The organism is Paraburkholderia sp. RAU2J, from assembly GCF_003634845.1.
GTDB classification, from domain to species: domain Bacteria; phylum Pseudomonadota; class Gammaproteobacteria; order Burkholderiales; family Burkholderiaceae; genus Paraburkholderia; species Paraburkholderia fynbosensis.
In genome coordinates this window covers 1,296,664-1,312,407 of sequence record NZ_RBXG01000001.1, presented here as the reverse complement: position 1 = coordinate 1,312,407, position 15,744 = coordinate 1,296,664, and the positions used below count along the sequence as shown (strand labels likewise).

Annotated in this window: 12 protein-coding genes; all 12 read left to right on the top strand. The window is 61.4% G+C overall.

Annotation, left to right across the window (positions count from 1 at the left end; all coding sequences use genetic code 11):
• Positions 1–19: 19 nt before the first annotated feature.
• The 12 genes from B0G69_RS06155 to B0G69_RS06100 all read left to right on the top strand — a co-directional run bounded on the left by B0G69_RS06155 (position 20) and on the right by B0G69_RS06100 (position 14,975).
• Positions 20–1,234: an ABC transporter substrate-binding protein gene (locus B0G69_RS06155; protein ID WP_121316094.1), complete on the top strand. Its 1,215-nt coding sequence runs from the start codon at positions 20–22 to the stop codon at positions 1,232–1,234.
• A gap of 199 nt (positions 1,235–1,433) precedes the next feature.
• Positions 1,434–2,318 (top strand): branched-chain amino acid ABC transporter permease, encoded by an 885-nt coding sequence (locus B0G69_RS06150; RefSeq protein ID WP_121316093.1) that lies wholly within the window; start codon positions 1,434–1,436, stop codon positions 2,316–2,318.
• Complete coding sequence (locus B0G69_RS06145; RefSeq protein WP_199731250.1) at positions 2,318–3,289, top strand: branched-chain amino acid ABC transporter permease; 972 nt, start codon at positions 2,318–2,320, stop codon at positions 3,287–3,289. Before B0G69_RS06150 ends, B0G69_RS06145 begins: the two co-directional genes overlap by 1 nt.
• A gap of 547 nt (positions 3,290–3,836) precedes the next feature.
• Entirely contained in the window at positions 3,837–5,003 is a 1,167-nt protein-coding gene (locus tag B0G69_RS06140; RefSeq protein ID WP_121316091.1) for an ABC transporter substrate-binding protein, read from the top strand.
• Between the two features lie 405 nt (positions 5,004–5,408).
• The gene (locus tag B0G69_RS06135) at positions 5,409–6,569 is read left to right on the top strand and encodes an ABC transporter substrate-binding protein (RefSeq protein ID WP_121316090.1); all 1,161 of its coding nucleotides are present in this window, start codon (positions 5,409–5,411) and stop codon (positions 6,567–6,569) included.
• Positions 6,570–6,779: 210 nt separating this feature from the next.
• Entirely contained in the window at positions 6,780–7,835 is a 1,056-nt protein-coding gene (locus B0G69_RS06130) for a branched-chain amino acid ABC transporter permease (protein WP_121316089.1), read from the top strand.
• A gap of 4 nt (positions 7,836–7,839) precedes the next feature.
• Positions 7,840–9,624, top strand: coding sequence for a branched-chain amino acid ABC transporter ATP-binding protein/permease (locus B0G69_RS06125; RefSeq protein ID WP_121316088.1), 1,785 nt, complete (start codon positions 7,840–7,842; stop codon positions 9,622–9,624).
• 11 nt (positions 9,625–9,635) lie between these two features.
• Entirely contained in the window at positions 9,636–10,388 is a 753-nt protein-coding gene (locus tag B0G69_RS06120; protein WP_199731147.1) for an ABC transporter ATP-binding protein, read from the top strand.
• A gap of 172 nt (positions 10,389–10,560) precedes the next feature.
• Positions 10,561–12,519, top strand: a complete 1,959-nt coding sequence (mnmG, locus tag B0G69_RS06115; protein WP_121316086.1) for a tRNA uridine-5-carboxymethylaminomethyl(34) synthesis enzyme MnmG — start codon at positions 10,561–10,563, stop codon at positions 12,517–12,519.
• Complete coding sequence (gene rsmG, locus B0G69_RS06110; protein ID WP_121316085.1) at positions 12,516–13,199, top strand: 16S rRNA (guanine(527)-N(7))-methyltransferase RsmG; 684 nt, start codon at positions 12,516–12,518, stop codon at positions 13,197–13,199. The genes mnmG and rsmG overlap by 4 nt, the downstream gene beginning before the upstream one ends.
• A 78-nt stretch (positions 13,200–13,277) precedes the next feature.
• On the top strand, positions 13,278–14,069 hold the full coding sequence (locus tag B0G69_RS06105) for an AAA family ATPase (RefSeq protein ID WP_121316084.1): 792 nt from the start codon (positions 13,278–13,280) through the stop codon (positions 14,067–14,069).
• A gap of 18 nt (positions 14,070–14,087) precedes the next feature.
• Positions 14,088–14,975, top strand: coding sequence for a ParB/RepB/Spo0J family partition protein (locus B0G69_RS06100; protein ID WP_121316083.1), 888 nt, complete (start codon positions 14,088–14,090; stop codon positions 14,973–14,975).
• Positions 14,976–15,744 lie beyond the last annotated feature (769 nt).

Sequence of the window (15,744 nt, the reverse complement as noted above, 5' to 3'; positions counted from 1 at the left end):
AAGAACCCAGGAGACACGAATGAAAAAGAACCCACTCGCGCGGCTTGCCTCAGTTTGTTTCGCGGTCGCGGCCGGCGCCGCTCTCACGATGGGCAGCGCGCAAGCGGCCGACGATGCGGTGAAGATCGGCTTCATCACCGATCTGTCGGGGCTGTATGCGGACATCGACGGCCCGGGCGGCCTCGAAGCGATTCGCATGGCGATCGCCGACTTCGGCGGCAAGGTCAACGGCAAGCCGATCACGCTGGTCTACGCGGATCACCAGAACAAGGCGGACATCGCCGCGTCGCGAGCCCGCGAGTGGTTCGACCGTGATGGCGTCGATATGCTGATCGGCGGCACGAACTCGGCGACCGGGCTGTCGATGAACACGGTGGCGGGCGAGAAGCACAAGGTCTACATCAGCATCGGCGCAGGCGCGGACACGCTGACCAACGAACAGTGCACGCCGTACACGATCCACTATGCGTACGATACGACCGCGCTCGCCAAGGGCACGGGTTCGGCGGTGACCAAGCAGGGCGGCAAGACGTGGTTCTTCCTGACGGCTGACTATGCGTTCGGCAAGGCGCTCGAAAAGAACACGTCGGACGTGGTGAAAGCGAATGGCGGTCAGGTGCTGGGGGAGGTGCGTCATCCGCTGTCCGCGTCGGACTTCTCATCGTTCCTGCTGCAGGCGCAAGCGTCGAAGGCGCAGATTCTGGGCCTCGCCAATGCCGGCGGCGACACGATCAACTCGATCAAGGCCGCCAAGGAATTCGGTATCAACAAGACGATGAAGATCGCCGCGCTGCTGATGTTCATCAACGACGTACACAGCCTGGGTCTGGACACCACGCAAGGTCTGGTGCTGACGGATAGCTGGTACTGGAACAAGGACGCCAACTCGCGCAAGTGGGCGCAACGCTATTTCGACAAGATGAAGAAGATGCCGTCGAGCCTGCAGGCCGCCGACTACTCGGCGACGATGAACTACCTGAAGGCCGTACAGGCAGTCGGCTCGACCGACTCCGACAAGGTGATGGCGCAGCTGAAGAAGACCAAGATCGACGACTTCTACGCGAAGGGCTACGTGCGTCAGGACGGCAGCATGATCCACGACATGTACCTGATGCAGGTGAAGACGCCGGCCGAATCCAAAGAGCCGTGGGACTACTACAAGATCGTCGCGACGATCCCCGGCGAGCAGGCGTTCACGACCAAGGCGGAAACGCGCTGCGCGGCGTGGAAGTGAGCGTGGATCGAGGGTCTTGAGGCCGTCTGCCTGTCGAAGTCTTGCCGCGCGCGCTGGCGGATGGGCGGTGGGCGGCAGGCAGAGGGCAAACCGTTTCACATGCCGCGCGCGATGGGCGCTGTTGCCGCCTGTCGCGCGCAGGCCGGATCGTGCGTGAGCGATCTCACCTAGGCGATGGCTTCAGGGGTTAAGGGCTTCAATGGACATCTTTGGCGTTCCGCTACCGGCGATGCTGAGCCAGCTTCTGCTGGGGCTCGTGAACGGCTCGTTCTACGCGATTCTGAGTCTCGGGCTGGCGATCATCTTCGGCTTGCTCAACGTGATCAACTTTGCGCACGGCGCGTTATTCATGCTCGGCGCGATGCTCGCGTGGATGGGGCTGTCGTATTTCGGCTTGCCGTACTGGGTGATGCTGCTGCTGGCGCCGCTGCTCGTCGGGCTGTTCGGTATCGCGATCGAACGCTCGATGCTGCGCTGGCTGTACAAGCTCGATCATCTGTATGGCTTGTTGCTGACGTTCGGGCTCACGCTCGTCGTCGAAGGCGTATTCCGTTCGATCTATGGTTCGTCCGGCCAGCCGTACGACGTGCCGTCGGCGCTTTCGGGCGCGACCAATCTCGGCTTCATGTTCCTGCCGAACTATCGCGCGTGGGTGGTCGTCGCGTCGCTGGTGGTCTGCTTCGCGACATGGTTCGTGATCGAGAAGACGCGCCTGGGCGCCTATTTGCGCGCAGGCACTGAGAATCCGAAACTGGTCGAGGCGTTCGGCGTCAACGTGCCGCTGATGATCACGCTGACCTACGGCTTCGGCGTCGCGCTGGCCGCGTTCGCCGGCGTGCTGGCCGCGCCGGTCATTCAGGTGTCGCCGCTCATGGGCCAGTCGATGATCATCACCGTGTTCGCCGTGGTCGTGATCGGCGGGATGGGTTCGATCATGGGCTCGATACTCACCGGTCTCATGCTCGGCGTGATCGAGGGGCTCACGCGCGTGTTCTATCCGGAAGCGTCGGCCACCGTCGTCTTCGTGATCATGGCGCTCGTGTTGCTGGTGCGCCCGGCGGGCCTCTTCGGCAAGGAAAAATGATGCAGAGAAAAGTGCTCTACGGTCTGCTGCTGATCGGGCTTATTGCAGTGCCTGTGCTCGGCATCTATCCGCTCTTCGTGATGAAGGTGCTGTGCTTCGCGCTGTTCGCGGCGGCGTTCAATCTGCTGATCGGCTATACGGGATTGCTGTCGTTCGGACACGCGATGTTTCTGGCGTCGGCCGGTTACGTCACGGGTTATGCGATGCAGACGCTCGGCTTTTCGCCCGAACTCGGTGTGATTGCCGGCACCGCGGTGGCGACCTTGCTCGGCTTGATCGTCGGATTTTTCGCGATTCGCCGCCAAGGCATCTACTTCGCGATGGTGACGCTGGCGCTCGCGCAAATGGTCTACTTCGTGTTCCTGCAAGCGCCGTTCACGCATGGCGAAGATGGCCTGCAAGGCGTGCCGCGCGGCAAGCTGTTCGGTTTGCTGGATCTGTCCTCGGATGTCACGCTGTACTTCGTCATGCTGATCGTGATGGTGCTCGCCTTCCTGCTGATCGTGCGGATCGTGCACTCGCCGTTCGGCCAGGTGCTGGTGGCGATCAAGGAAAACGAGCCGCGGGCCGTGTCGCTCGGCTACGATACGGATCGCTTCAAGCTGCTCGCGTTCATTCTGTCGGCGGGGTTGGCCGGTCTCGCGGGGTCGCTCAAAGTGCTCGTGCAAGGCTTCGAGACGCTCGGCGACGCTTACTGGACCATGTCCGGTCTGGTGATCCTGATGACGCTCGTCGGCGGTATGGGGACGTTGTTCGGGCCTTTGCTCGGCGCCGCGTTGATTGTCGCGCTGGAAGACCGGCTCGGCGACATCGGTGGGGCGCTCGCGGCGACGACCGGCATCGACTGGTTCCGTTCGCTGGGCGAGTCGGTGACGATCGTGACCGGCGTGATTTTCATTGCGTGTGTGCTGGCGTTCCGGCGCGGTATCGTCGGCGAGATCATTGCGCGGGTGCGGCCGTTGCGGGCCTGATGCGCGGTGCGGTGCGTAGTAGGGGGGCATGGTGAGATGCGAAATTGATTCGGTATCCGATCTAATTCGGCACCCATCGACGCACTGAGCATGTGAATCGCGAAATCGGATAGCGCTTGCACGCACGTCGGCAAGGCCGTCCCAACGTGCCCCAATTCGGTGCCGCATTGCACCACTAGGGTAATTGCTAGTTGTAGCAGAGGGGGTGGTCGTTTAACCTTCATGCAGTTCTGATGCACCACGAAATTTGCAGGTGGAGAACGAGGAGACAATGAGGCACTCAGTGCCCAGACGAAAGCGCTGTTGGATTGATATCCAACAGCGCTTTTTATTTGTGCTTTTGTTATAGCGTCATTCCATTCTTTCGCTAATTCGGCGGCTCTTTTTTATTCGCCGAAGCGGCCACGACATCACACTGTATAACCCTGTAAAACGCTTGCGGCGTGGGGCTTTCGTCCGCTAAACTCGCTATTCACCGACCACTGGGTCGGTATTTAAATCCGTAGATTTAAATTCGAACGAATAACGGTGTTGATAGAGGAGCGGGATGAAGTCGGCATTGCGTTGGATTAGCGCGGCATTGGTCGCCACCGGGGTATCCGCAGCATGGAGCGGTCATGCATTCGCGGACGTGAAAATCGGCGTCACTGTGTCGGCAACGGGGCCGGCCGCCTCACTCGGTATTCCGGAAAAGAACACCGTCGCGTTGTTGCCTAAAGAGGTGGCGGGTCAGAAAATCGACTACATCGTGCTCGACGATGCGACCGATTCCACCCAGGCGGTCAAGAACGCACGCAAGCTCACCAGTGAAGATCACGTGGATGCGTTGATTGGCTCGACCGTCGTGCCGAACTCGCTCGCAATGATCGACGTCGCCAGCGAAAGCGGCACGCCGATGATCTCCATGGCTGCCGCGGCGAGCATCGTCGAACCGATGGACGCGAAGCGCGCATGGGTCTTCAAGACACCGCAAAACGACATTCTGATGGCCACCGCGATCGCGCAGCATATGGCGAATCACGGCGTGAAGACGGTCGCGTTCATCGGCTTTTCGGACGCGTACGGCGAGAGCTGGTTCAAGGAGTTCGGTAAGGCCGCTGATCTCGCGAAGATCAAGGTCGTCGCGAACGAGCGCTTTGCGCGCAACGACGCCTCGGTCACGGGTCAGGTGTTGAAGATGATGTCGCAGAACCCGGATGCGGTGCTGATCGCGGGGGCGGGCACGCCGGCCGCGCTGCCGCAGAAAACGCTCAAGGAGCGTGGCTACAAGGGCAAGTACTACCAGACGCACGGCGTCGCGAATAACGACTTCCTGCGAGTGTGCGGCAAGGACTGCGAAGGCACCTGGCTGCCCGCTGGCCCGCTGCTGGTCGCCGATCAACTGCTCGATTCGAACCCGGTGAAGAAGACTGCGCTCGCCTACAAGCACGCGTACGAAGCCGCTTATGGCGCCGGCTCGGTGTCGACCTTCGGCGGTCACGCGTGGGATGCGGGCTTGCTGCTGCAACGCGCGATTCCGCTCGCACTGAAGAAGGGCCAGCCGGGCACGCCAGCGTTCCGCGAGGCACTGCGTGCAGCACTGGAGAACACCAAAGACCTGCCCGCGTCGCACGGCATCTTCAACATGAGCGCGAACGACCACGCTGGCCTAGACCAGCGGGCGCGCGTGATGGTGGAGATCGTCGGCGGCAAGTGGAAGCTGGCCGGCGACTGAGCAAAGGCGCAGCGACGAGGAACCTCATTGAAAAAGACGCGTGCAGTTGACGCGTCTTTTTTATTGCCCGGTGTCACGTGAAAAGTGTGGTTCCATCGCTTCAGGACAAACCCGCATTTGCCTAGCGGTCTATTGACCGTCAATGATGCAGAACGCAATACTACTAATATGTTAGTGGTTTGTTGAGTCGAATTCGAAGCAGGGAAGTGAGGCGACGGCCGCAGGACATCGCGGCGGTTGGCAGTCGTGGTGAGAGAGGGGAGCGGCACCCAACAAAACGGCGAAGGTATTCGCGCCGAGCGGGGAAAACCATGCTTGGCACACCTGAACCCTATAACTAGATTCAGACACCCGGTCGTCAAGCCGGATTACAGATACGCGCTTCAAAGCGTTTGGAGACTCGCAATGAACAAGACAAGGCAATGGGTACGCACCGGCATCGCGATGGCGTTGATGTGCGGTGCCGGCGCGGCGTTTGCCCAGGTGAAAATCGGGGTGACGTTGTCGACGACGGGGCCGGCTGCATCGCTCGGGATTCCTGAGAAGAACACGATCGCGTTGTTGCCGAAAGAGATCGGCGGGAAGACGGTGCAGTACATCGTGCTCGACGACGGCTCGGATACCGGCAAGGCCGTGCAGAACACGCGCAAGCTGATCGATGAGGACCACGTCGACGCGATCATCGGTTCGACCATCACGCCGAATTCGCTCGCGATGCTCGACGCCGCCGCCGAAGGCAAGACGCCGGTGATCTCACTGGCGGCATCGGCGGCGATCATCTCGCCGATGGACGCGAAGCGCGCATGGGCCTTTAAACCGCCGCAGAACGACAGCCTCATGGCCGACGCGATCGCCGACTACATGGAGCATCACGGCGTGAAGACGGTGGGCTTCATCGGCTTCGCGGACGCGTATGGCGACGGCTGGAACAACGTCTTCACCGCTGCGGCCGCCGCGCACAAGCTGAAGATCGTTTCCAACGAGCGCTTTAACCGCACCGACGCATCGGTGACCGGCCAGGTGCTCAAGACGATGGGCGCGAATCCCGACGCCGTGTTGATCGCCGGCGCGGGTACACCGTCGGCGCTGCCGGCCAAGACGCTCAAGGAGCGCGGCTACAAGGGCAAGGTCTACCAGACGCACGGCGTCGCGAATAACGACTTCCTGCGCGTGTGCGGCAAGGATTGCGAGGGCGAATTCCTGCCCGCTGGCCCGATCCTCGTGACAGACCAGTTGCCGGATTCGAATCCGGTGAAGAAGTCGTCGCAAGCGTATAAGACGGCGTACGAGAAAGCGTATGGAGCGGGCTCGGTGGCGACCTTCGGCGGTCACGCATGGGATGCCGGCCAGATGCTGCAAGCGGCGATTCCGGTCGCGCTGAAGACGGCTCAGCCGGGCACTGAAGCATTCCGTGTGGCACTGCGCGGCGCGCTCGAAAACATCAAGGAATTGCCGGTGTCGCACGGCATCATGAACACCACGACGACCGACCACAACGGCCTCGACAAGCGTGCGCGCGTGATCGTGCAGATCGTCGACGGCAAGTGGAAGCTGCAGAACGACTAACGATAAAAGCGGTACGCGCCTCTCGCGCAATCTGCGGCATCTGACGCCGCATTGCCATTGTGTTCGATGACAATGGCATCGACCGCCGCGCCGGAACACGGTGCGGCGGTTGCCTTTTCAGGCATTGCAGGTCGGTGGCCGGCCGCGGCTTGTGCCGCCACGCCGCGACCGTTTCCCGATTTCGATTTCGACGCTTCAGGACGAGGAAGTATGGATCTATCAATTGCGGCGATCCTCGCGCAGGACGGCATCACCACCGGTGCGATCTACGCGCTGCTCGCGCTCGCGCTGGTGCTGGTGTTCTCGGTGACGCGGGTGATCTTCATCCCGCAGGGGGAGTTTGTTTCGTACGGCGCGTTGACGCTCGCTGCTCTGCAGACACAGAAGTTTCCGGCCACCTGCTGGCTACTGATGGCGATGGGCGCGGCCTGCTTCGTCGTCGAGGTGGCGGGGCTGGTGCGGCATGCCGAGCGTCGCCGAAACGCGGCACGGACCCTGGTCACGCTAGCCGGGAAATACCTGCTGTTTCCGATCGCGGTCTACGCGCTCACGCGGGGTGTTTTCCTACAGCCGCTGCCAATGATCGTACAGATCGCTCTGACGCTTCTGATCGTGATTCCGATGGGCCCGCTCCTCTACCGGCTTGCCTATGAGCCGATCGCGGAAGCGACCACGCTGTTGTTGCTGATCGTGGCAGTCGCGGTGCACTTCGCGATGGTTGGGCTGGGGCTCGTGATGTTCGGCGCGGAAGGTTCGCGCACGACCGCGTTCTCGGATTCGACGTTCAACGTCGGCAGCCTGTCGATCTCCGGACAAAGTCTGTGGGTGGTCGGCACCGCGGTCGTGCTGATCGGCGCGCTGTATCTGTACTTCGATCGCTCGATTTCGGGCAAGGCGTTGCGCGCGACGTCGGTGAACCGGCTCGGCGCGCGGCTCGTCGGCATCGGCACCACGCAAGCGGGGCGCCTTGCGTTCACGCTGGCAGCCGGGCTCGGCGCGCTGTGCGGGATCCTCGTGGCACCCCTGACCACCATCTACTACGACTCGGGCTTCCTGATCGGTCTGAAGGGCTTTGTGGGGGCGATTATCGGCGGTCTGGTCAGCTATCCGCTGGCGGCGGCGGGCTCTATCCTGGTGGGCCTGCTGGAGTCATATTCGTCGTTCTGGGCGAGCGCTTATAAAGAAGTGATCGTGTTCACGCTGATCATCCCCGTGCTGCTTTGGCGAAGTCTTGCCAGCCCGCACGCCGAAGAGGAAGAGGAGTGACACGATGAAACGGATCATGCAAAACAAGTTCTTCTGGTTGTTCCTCGTGGTGCTGTTCGCGCTGCCGGTGTTGCCGCAGCCGATTCACGTGCCCGAATACTGGGTGACGCTGCTCAACTACATCGGCCTGTATTCGATCGTCGCGATCGGACTTGTGCTGCTGACCGGCATCGGCGGGATGACGAGCTTCGGGCAGGCGGCGTTCGTCGGCATCGGCGCCTACGCGACCGCGTATCTGACGACCACATATGGTGTGTCGCCGTGGCTCGCGTTGATCGCGGGCGTCGTCGTGACCGCATTGATCGCGCTGATGCTGGGCCTCGTGACAATGCGCCTGTCCGGCCACTTTCTGCCGCTCGGCACGATCGCGTGGGGGCTTGCGCTGTTCTATCTGTTCGGCAATCTGGAAATGCTCGGTAAGTACGACGGCATCAACGGGATTCCGGTGCTGAATGTTTTCGGCATCAACCTGGAGTCTGGTCGGCATATCTATTACCTGATCTGGGTGGTCGTGCTTGGTGCGGTGATCTCTGTTCAGAATCTGCTTAATAGCCGGCCGGGGCGGGCAATTCGCGCGCTGCGCGGCGGCGGCATGATGGCTGAGGCGATGGGCGTGAATACTGGCTGGATGCGCGTCGTGATTTTCGTCTATGCAGCCGTGCTGGCGTCGGTGTCGGGCTTCCTGTACGCCCATCTGCAACGCGCGGTGAATCCGACGCCGTTCGGTCTGAATCACGGCATCGAGTTTCTGTTCATGGCGGTGGTGGGAGGCGTATCGCACGTGTGGGGCGCGGTCCTCGGCGCGGCAATCCTCACGTTGCTCCAGGACTATCTGCAAACGCTGCTGCCGAAGCTGCTGGGTGAGAACGGCAACTTCGAAGTGATCGTATTCGGCATCTTGATGGTGTTACTGCTGCAGTACGCCCGCCAAGGGGTTTGGCCATTCGTCGCACGCTTCTTCCCGCGTGGTCCGCGCGCGCATCTGGCGGATCATGCCGAACCGTTGCCGCAGCGCAGCAAGCCGGAAGCCGGCGAAGACCTGTTGATGGTGAACAAGGCGCGCAAGCAGTTCGGTGGTCTGGTCGCGGTCAACGATGTCAGCTTCGAGGTGAAAGCGGGGCAAATCATCGGCCTGATCGGGCCGAACGGCGCCGGTAAGTCGACGACCTTCAATCTGGTGACGGGGGTACTACAGGCGACCAGTGGCGAGATCACGTTCCGCGGCGAGCGTATCGATTCGTTGAGTTCACGTGAAATCGTTAGGCGTGGGATCGGCAGAACCTTCCAGCACGTCAAGCTTCTGCCGGGGATGACGGTGCTCGAGAACGTCGCGATCGGCGCGCATTTGCGCGGCCAGGCCGGCGTCTGGCGCAGTGTCGCGCGTCTGAACGGCGCGGAAGAAGCGCGCTTGATGGCGGAGGCGGCTCGCCAGATTCGTCGCGTTGGGCTCGAACAGCATATGTACGATGAGGCGGGCAGTCTCGCGCTGGGCCAGCAGCGGATTCTCGAAATTGCTCGCGCTTTGTGCTGTGACCCGACGTTGTTGCTGTTGGACGAGCCTGCGGCCGGCTTGCGCTATCAGGAAAAGTTGCAGCTCGCTGATTTGCTGCGTCGCCTCAAGGCGGAAGGCATGAGCGTGCTGCTGGTGGAGCACGACATGGACTTCGTGATGAATCTCACTGATCGTCTAGTCGTCATGGAGTTCGGGACGCGGATCGCGGAAGGTTTGCCGTTGGATGTGCAACAAGACCCGGCGGTGCTCGAAGCGTATCTGGGCGGGGTCGAGTGATGGAGAACACAATGAATGCTGCTGCACCGATTCTCGATGTGGACGGTCTGTCGGTCCGATACGGCAAGGTCGAAGCGCTGCACGGCGCGGCGATCAAGGTGCGGGCCGGGCAGATTGTCTCGGTGATCGGCCCAAACGGCGCGGGCAAATCCACGTTGCTGAACGCGATCATGGGCGCGTTGCCGACTACCGGCCATGCGAAGGGCGCCGTGATCTATCAGGGCGAAGACGTCAGCGCGGTGCCGGTCGAGAAACGGGTCGCTCGCGGCATGTGTCTGGTGCCCGAAAAGCGCGAGCTTTTTGCATCGATGACAGTGGAAGACAATCTTGTCCTCGGAGCATATCGGCGAAAGCGCGCGGGGGAGCGCAATTTCCTCGACCAGCTCGAGCCCGTTTTCACGCTGTTTCCGCGACTGAAAGAGCGTCGCAAGCAGGCTGCCGGTACGTTGTCCGGCGGTGAGCGGCAGATGTTGGCGGTGGGGCGTGCGCTGATGGGCAAGCCCGATCTGTTGATGCTCGATGAACCGAGTCTGGGTCTTGCGCCGCTGATCGTAAAAGAGATTTTTCACATCATTAGCGCATTACGGCAGACCGGCGTCGCGACGCTGCTGATCGAGCAGAATGCGCGAGCCGCTTTGCAAATTTCCGACTATGGGTATGTACTGGAGACCGGAGAGTTGGCGCTGGAGGGGCCCGCCCCGGATTTGGCGCAGAACCCGCGCGTCATCGAAACCTATCTGGGGTTAGCTAAGAAAGTAGCGTAGGTGCGTATTTTTTAGCTAGTTGCAACAAATCGAAGCGGTGTGTTTCACGTGAAACACACCGCTTTTTTTATGTATGGCCATTCGGACGAAAGTCGGGCCGAAACCGAACCCGTTATAATTCGCCCATACTTTTCCTTTAAGGCTCACGCGACGATCTGGCGTGAGATCCGCAATGCTCTTTCCCACAGAATTTGACGTCATCGTCGTTGGCGGCGGTCATGCCGGCACAGAGGCCGCGTTGGCCTCGGCGCGTATGGGCAATACGACGCTCCTGCTGACCCACAACATCGAAACCCTCGGCCAGATGAGCTGCAATCCGTCGATCGGCGGCATCGGCAAGGGCCATCTGGTCAAGGAAGTCGATGCGCTCGGCGGCGCCATGGCAGCCGCGACGGACGAGGGCGGGATCCAGTTCCGCATCCTCAATTCCTCGAAGGGCCCCGCAGTTCGGGCCACACGCGCTCAGGCGGACCGTCTGCTGTACAAGCAGGCGATTCGGCATCGGCTGGAGAATCAGCCGAACCTGTGGCTGTTCCAGCAGGCGGTCGATGATCTGATGGTGGAGGGCGATCGTGTCGTTGGCGCCGTGACGCAGGTGGGAATTCGTTTCCGCGCGCGGGCGGTCGTGTTGACGGCCGGAACCTTCCTCGACGGCAAGATTCACGTGGGTTTGAACAACTATACCGGTGGTCGCGCCGGCGATCCTGCTGCGATTTCGCTTTCTGCACGTCTGAAGGAATTGCAGCTGCCGCAAGGCCGGCTTAAGACCGGCACGCCGCCGCGGATCGACGGTCGCACGATCGACTTTTCGCAACTCGAAGAGCAGCCAGGTGACCTGGACCCGGTGCCGGTGTTTTCGTTTCTCGGGCGCGTCGAGCAGCACCCGCGGCAAGTGCCATGCTGGGTGACGCACACGAACGAGCGGACGCACGACATCATCCGTGGCGGGCTCGACCGGTCGCCGATGTACACGGGCGTCATCGAGGGCGTAGGGCCGCGCTACTGTCCGTCTATCGAGGACAAGATCCACCGCTTTGCGTCGAAGGAATCGCACCAAATCTTCCTGGAGCCGGAAGGGCTGACCACCAACGAGTTCTATCCGAACGGGATTTCCACGAGCCTGCCGTTCGATGTGCAGCTGGAATTGGTGCGCTCGATGCGCGGTCTGGAGCACGCGCATATCCTGCGACCGGGCTACGCGATTGAGTACGATTATTTCGATCCGCGCGGGTTGAAGGCATCGCTGGAAACCAAGGTGATCAACGGTCTCTTCTTCGCCGGCCAGATCAACGGGACGACCGGGTATGAAGAGGCGGCCGCGCAAGGCCTGCTGGCGGGCATCAACGCCGGGTTGTACGTGCAGGGCAAGGAAGCATGGTGTCCGCGTCGGGATCAGGCCTACCTTGGCGTGCTGGTCGACGATCTCGTGACTCGCGGCGTGTCCGAGCCGTACCGGATGTTCACTAGCCGCGCCGAATATCGTCTGAGCCTTCGGGAAGACAATGCCGATGTGCGCCTGACTGCGATCGGGCGCGAGCTTGGCGTGGTCGACGACATTCGTTGGGGCGCCTTTAGCCGCAAGCGCGACGCTGTTTCACGTGAAACAGAGCGACTCCGCACGACGTGGGTCAATCCTAAGACGTTGCCTGCCGACGAAGCGACAGCCTTGCTCGGCAAGCCAATCGACCATGAATACAGTCTCGCGGATCTGCTGCGCCGCCCGGGCGTGACCTACGATGGCGTTTGCGGATTGCGTGCTGGCGCATGCGGCGCACCCGAGATCCTCGCGGAAGACGACGTATTGCTTGCGCAGATCAAGGAACAGGTCGAGATCGGCATCAAATATCAGGGCTATATCGACCGTCAGGCTGGTGAGATCGAGCGGAACGAGGCCCACGAAAGCACGCGCCTGCCCGAAGGGCTGGACTACGCGGAAGTCCGAGGCCTTTCGTTCGAAGCTCGTCAGAAGCTGTCGCAATTCCGTCCCGAAACTATTGGCCAGGCATCGCGCATCTCGGGCATCACACCGGCTGCAATTTCCTTGCTGATGGTCCATCTGAAGCGCGGCTTCGGCCGTCGTTCGACGAAACCCGCCGAACCTGGCGCCGATAGCACGCCGGTGACGCAATGACGGTGAGCCAGAAGGGCAGTATTCAGCAAGCGTTGGCGCCACTGCTAGCGGACGGTGTCCGCGAACTCGGCCTCGATCTGAGCGACACGCAACTCGGTAAGCTGCTCGACTACGTCGCGCTGCTGTCGAAATGGAATGCCGTCTATAACCTGACGGCGATCCGCGATCCACGGCAAATGCTGATCCAGCACATTCTCGATTCACTGTCGATTGTGCCGCATCTCGCGCCGCGTGGCCCGTCGTCGGCGCTCGATGTGGGGTCGGGCGGCGGCCTTCCAGGAATCGTACTGGCGATCGTTTTGCCCGATTGGACCGTCACCGTGAACGACATCGTTCATAAGAAGACGGCGTTTCAGTCGCAGGCGAAGGCCGAACTCGGCCTTGCCAACCTGTCGGTCGTGACTGGCCGCGTCGAGACTTTGCGGCCGGGCGCCGAAGTACCGGCAAAGTTCGACGTAATCGTCTCGCGCGCATTCGCAGAGCTCGCGGATTTCGTTACACTGGCCCGTCATCTGGTTGCGGAGCAGGGTGCGATCTGGGCAATGAAAGGCGTGAGGCCGGAGGGTGAAATCGAACGGTTGCCGGCCGGTGCCCACGTGGAGCAGATCATCCGGCTGCAAGTGCCGTTGCTCGACGCGGAGCGGCATCTGATCAAGGTTCTGGTGGACGCCGACAACTGAGGCTGCTGCCAGCCCAGATCGGCTCCAGTATCATCAGCGATTTTTTCTTCATCCAGCAGCAAAAGGGACACACCAACGATGGCAAAAATCTTCTGCGTTGCGAACCAGAAGGGTGGCGTCGGCAAGACGACCACCACAGTCAATCTGGCCGCGAGCTTGGCAGCGCAGGGACAGCGAGTTCTTCTCATCGACCTGGACCCGCAGGGCAACGCCACGATGGGCAGCGGTATCGACAAGGCCGCGTGCGCTAACACCGTCTACGAAGTGCTCGTGGATAACGTATCGGTGGCCGATGCGCGAATCCGTCCGGAAGCAGTCAGCTACGACGTACTGCCCGCGAACCGCGAACTCGCGGGCGCCGAGGTGGAACTCGTCAGCGTGCAGAACCGTGAACGGCAGTTGAAGGCGGCGCTCGCCGCGGTCGAGAGCGAATACGATTTTGTGCTGATCGACTGCCCGCCGGCTTTGTCGCTGCTGACACTCAACGGCCTGTGCGCCGCGCACGGCGTCGTGATTCCCATGCAGTGCGAGTACTTCGCGCTCGAAGGCTTGTCCGATCTGGTCAACACGATCAAACAGGTGCATGCCAACCTGAACCGGGACTTGAAGGTGATCGGCCTGCTGCGAGTGATGTTCGATCCGCGCATCACGTTGCAACAGCAAGTTTCAGATCAACTGAAAGAGCATTTCGGCGACAAGGTATTCGACGCGGTCATCCCACGCAACGTACGTCTGGCCGAGGCGCCGAGCTATGGCTTGCCCGGCGTGGTGTTCGACCGGGCATCGCGCGGCGCGCAGGCGTATGTGCAGTTCGGCGCGGAAATGATTGAGCGGGTGCGTGCGTTGAATGACGCCCCCCAGGCATCCTAAGTGGACCGAGGAAGCACGATGAACGCAGTAGCAAGAAAGAAGGGATTGGGCCGCGGTCTTGAGGCATTGCTAGGCGGTACCGCCGATATCACGGAAGCGGTGACGATCGACGGTGCGCCCAATGTGCTGCCGCTCAGCAAGATGCAGGCGGGCAAGTACCAGCCGCGCACGCGAATGGACGAAGGCGCGTTGCAGGAACTGGCGGCCAGCATCCGCGCCCAGGGACTGATGCAACCGATCCTCGTGCGTCCTGTTTCGGCGGACAGATACGAAATCATTGCGGGGGAGCGGCGTTTTCGTGCCGCGCGCCTTGCGGGTCTCGACGAGGTGCCGGTACTGGTGAGGGATGTGCCAGACCAGGCTGCCGCCGCGATGGCGCTGATCGAAAATATTCAGCGCGAGGATTTGAATCCGCTGGAAGAGGCGCAGGGTATCCAGCGCTTGCTCGACGAGTTCAATTTCACGCACGAGCAGGCGGCAGAGTCGGTGGGCCGTTCGCGCAGCGCGGTCTCGAATTTGTTGCGCTTGCTCAACCTCGCGTCGCCGGTGCAGACGATGCTGCTGGCCGGCGATCTGGACATGGGGCACGCCCGCGCGCTGCTGGCAGTCGATGGCGCCACGCAGATCACGTTGGCCAATCAGGTGGTCAACAAGCGCATGTCCGTGCGTGAAACCGAAAAACTGGTGACGACGACAACCAAGGCTGCCCCAGCGGTCAAGGCGCGCGCGAATCCGGATGGCGGACGCGATACGCGGCGGCTTGAGGAGGAACTGTCGGATCTGCTGTCGGCAACGGTCAAGATCAAGCTCGGTCGACGCGGCCGGGGCCAAGTGTTGGTGGACTTCGGCGATCTGGATGCGCTGGAAGGCATTCTCGTTCGATTGCGTGGTAATGCCACTGCGTGAAACGCAGATCGCGTAGGAAGGGTGCTGAATAGGCTTGCGGCGGGTTCAACGTTCGTGCGTAAGCTATTCGGCGCACTTTAGCCACGTTCCGGTGTGGGCGCTACGCCTACACCTGGTCGGCCTGTTCTGTTGCTTCGCATCCCGCGTCAAATTTGGTTGGATTCCTAAACAAAAGCGAGCGTCGGATAATAAGGAATCCGGATATATCGGTGTCTCACGCGAATCTTGTTCGTGCCAACGAGGCCGTTTGGTTGCGGTGCGGGAGGCGGGCGGGCCGGCTTGCGGTAACCGCCGACGCGGTGCGTAGGATTCCGGCCGCGCATTAGGCTTCCTTCTCCACAGGTGGGTGGCGTCGTGTCCTCGCGAGGCTCAGCGCCGCTTGCGGGGGAGGGCAGAGCCCACGCACCGGTATGACGCTAACCCGCATGGCGCGGTTAAGCCAATTGTTCGCAGTCAACCGTTAACTCGCTCGCGAATCTGCCGTTGACTTCGCCGCCTCGTTATAAGGAACCTTGCACCACCACGCCGCTCGACCTCTACCTGTCGGCGGCCAATCCCGCACGCAAAAATTGACGTTTGTTGTGTTTTCGACACGTCCGCCATAACGTCTGCGCGACCTGTGATCAGGCGCAAACCTGCGCGATTCCAACTCCCCGTTTTGCCATCCCCCAGCCGCCTTACATTTGGCGTGTTTTCCCTTGGCAGAATGCTGTTCCCGCGCGGCGAGGGCGCCTTTGATGCCGGTTATTGAACGGCCTAAAGTCTTGAA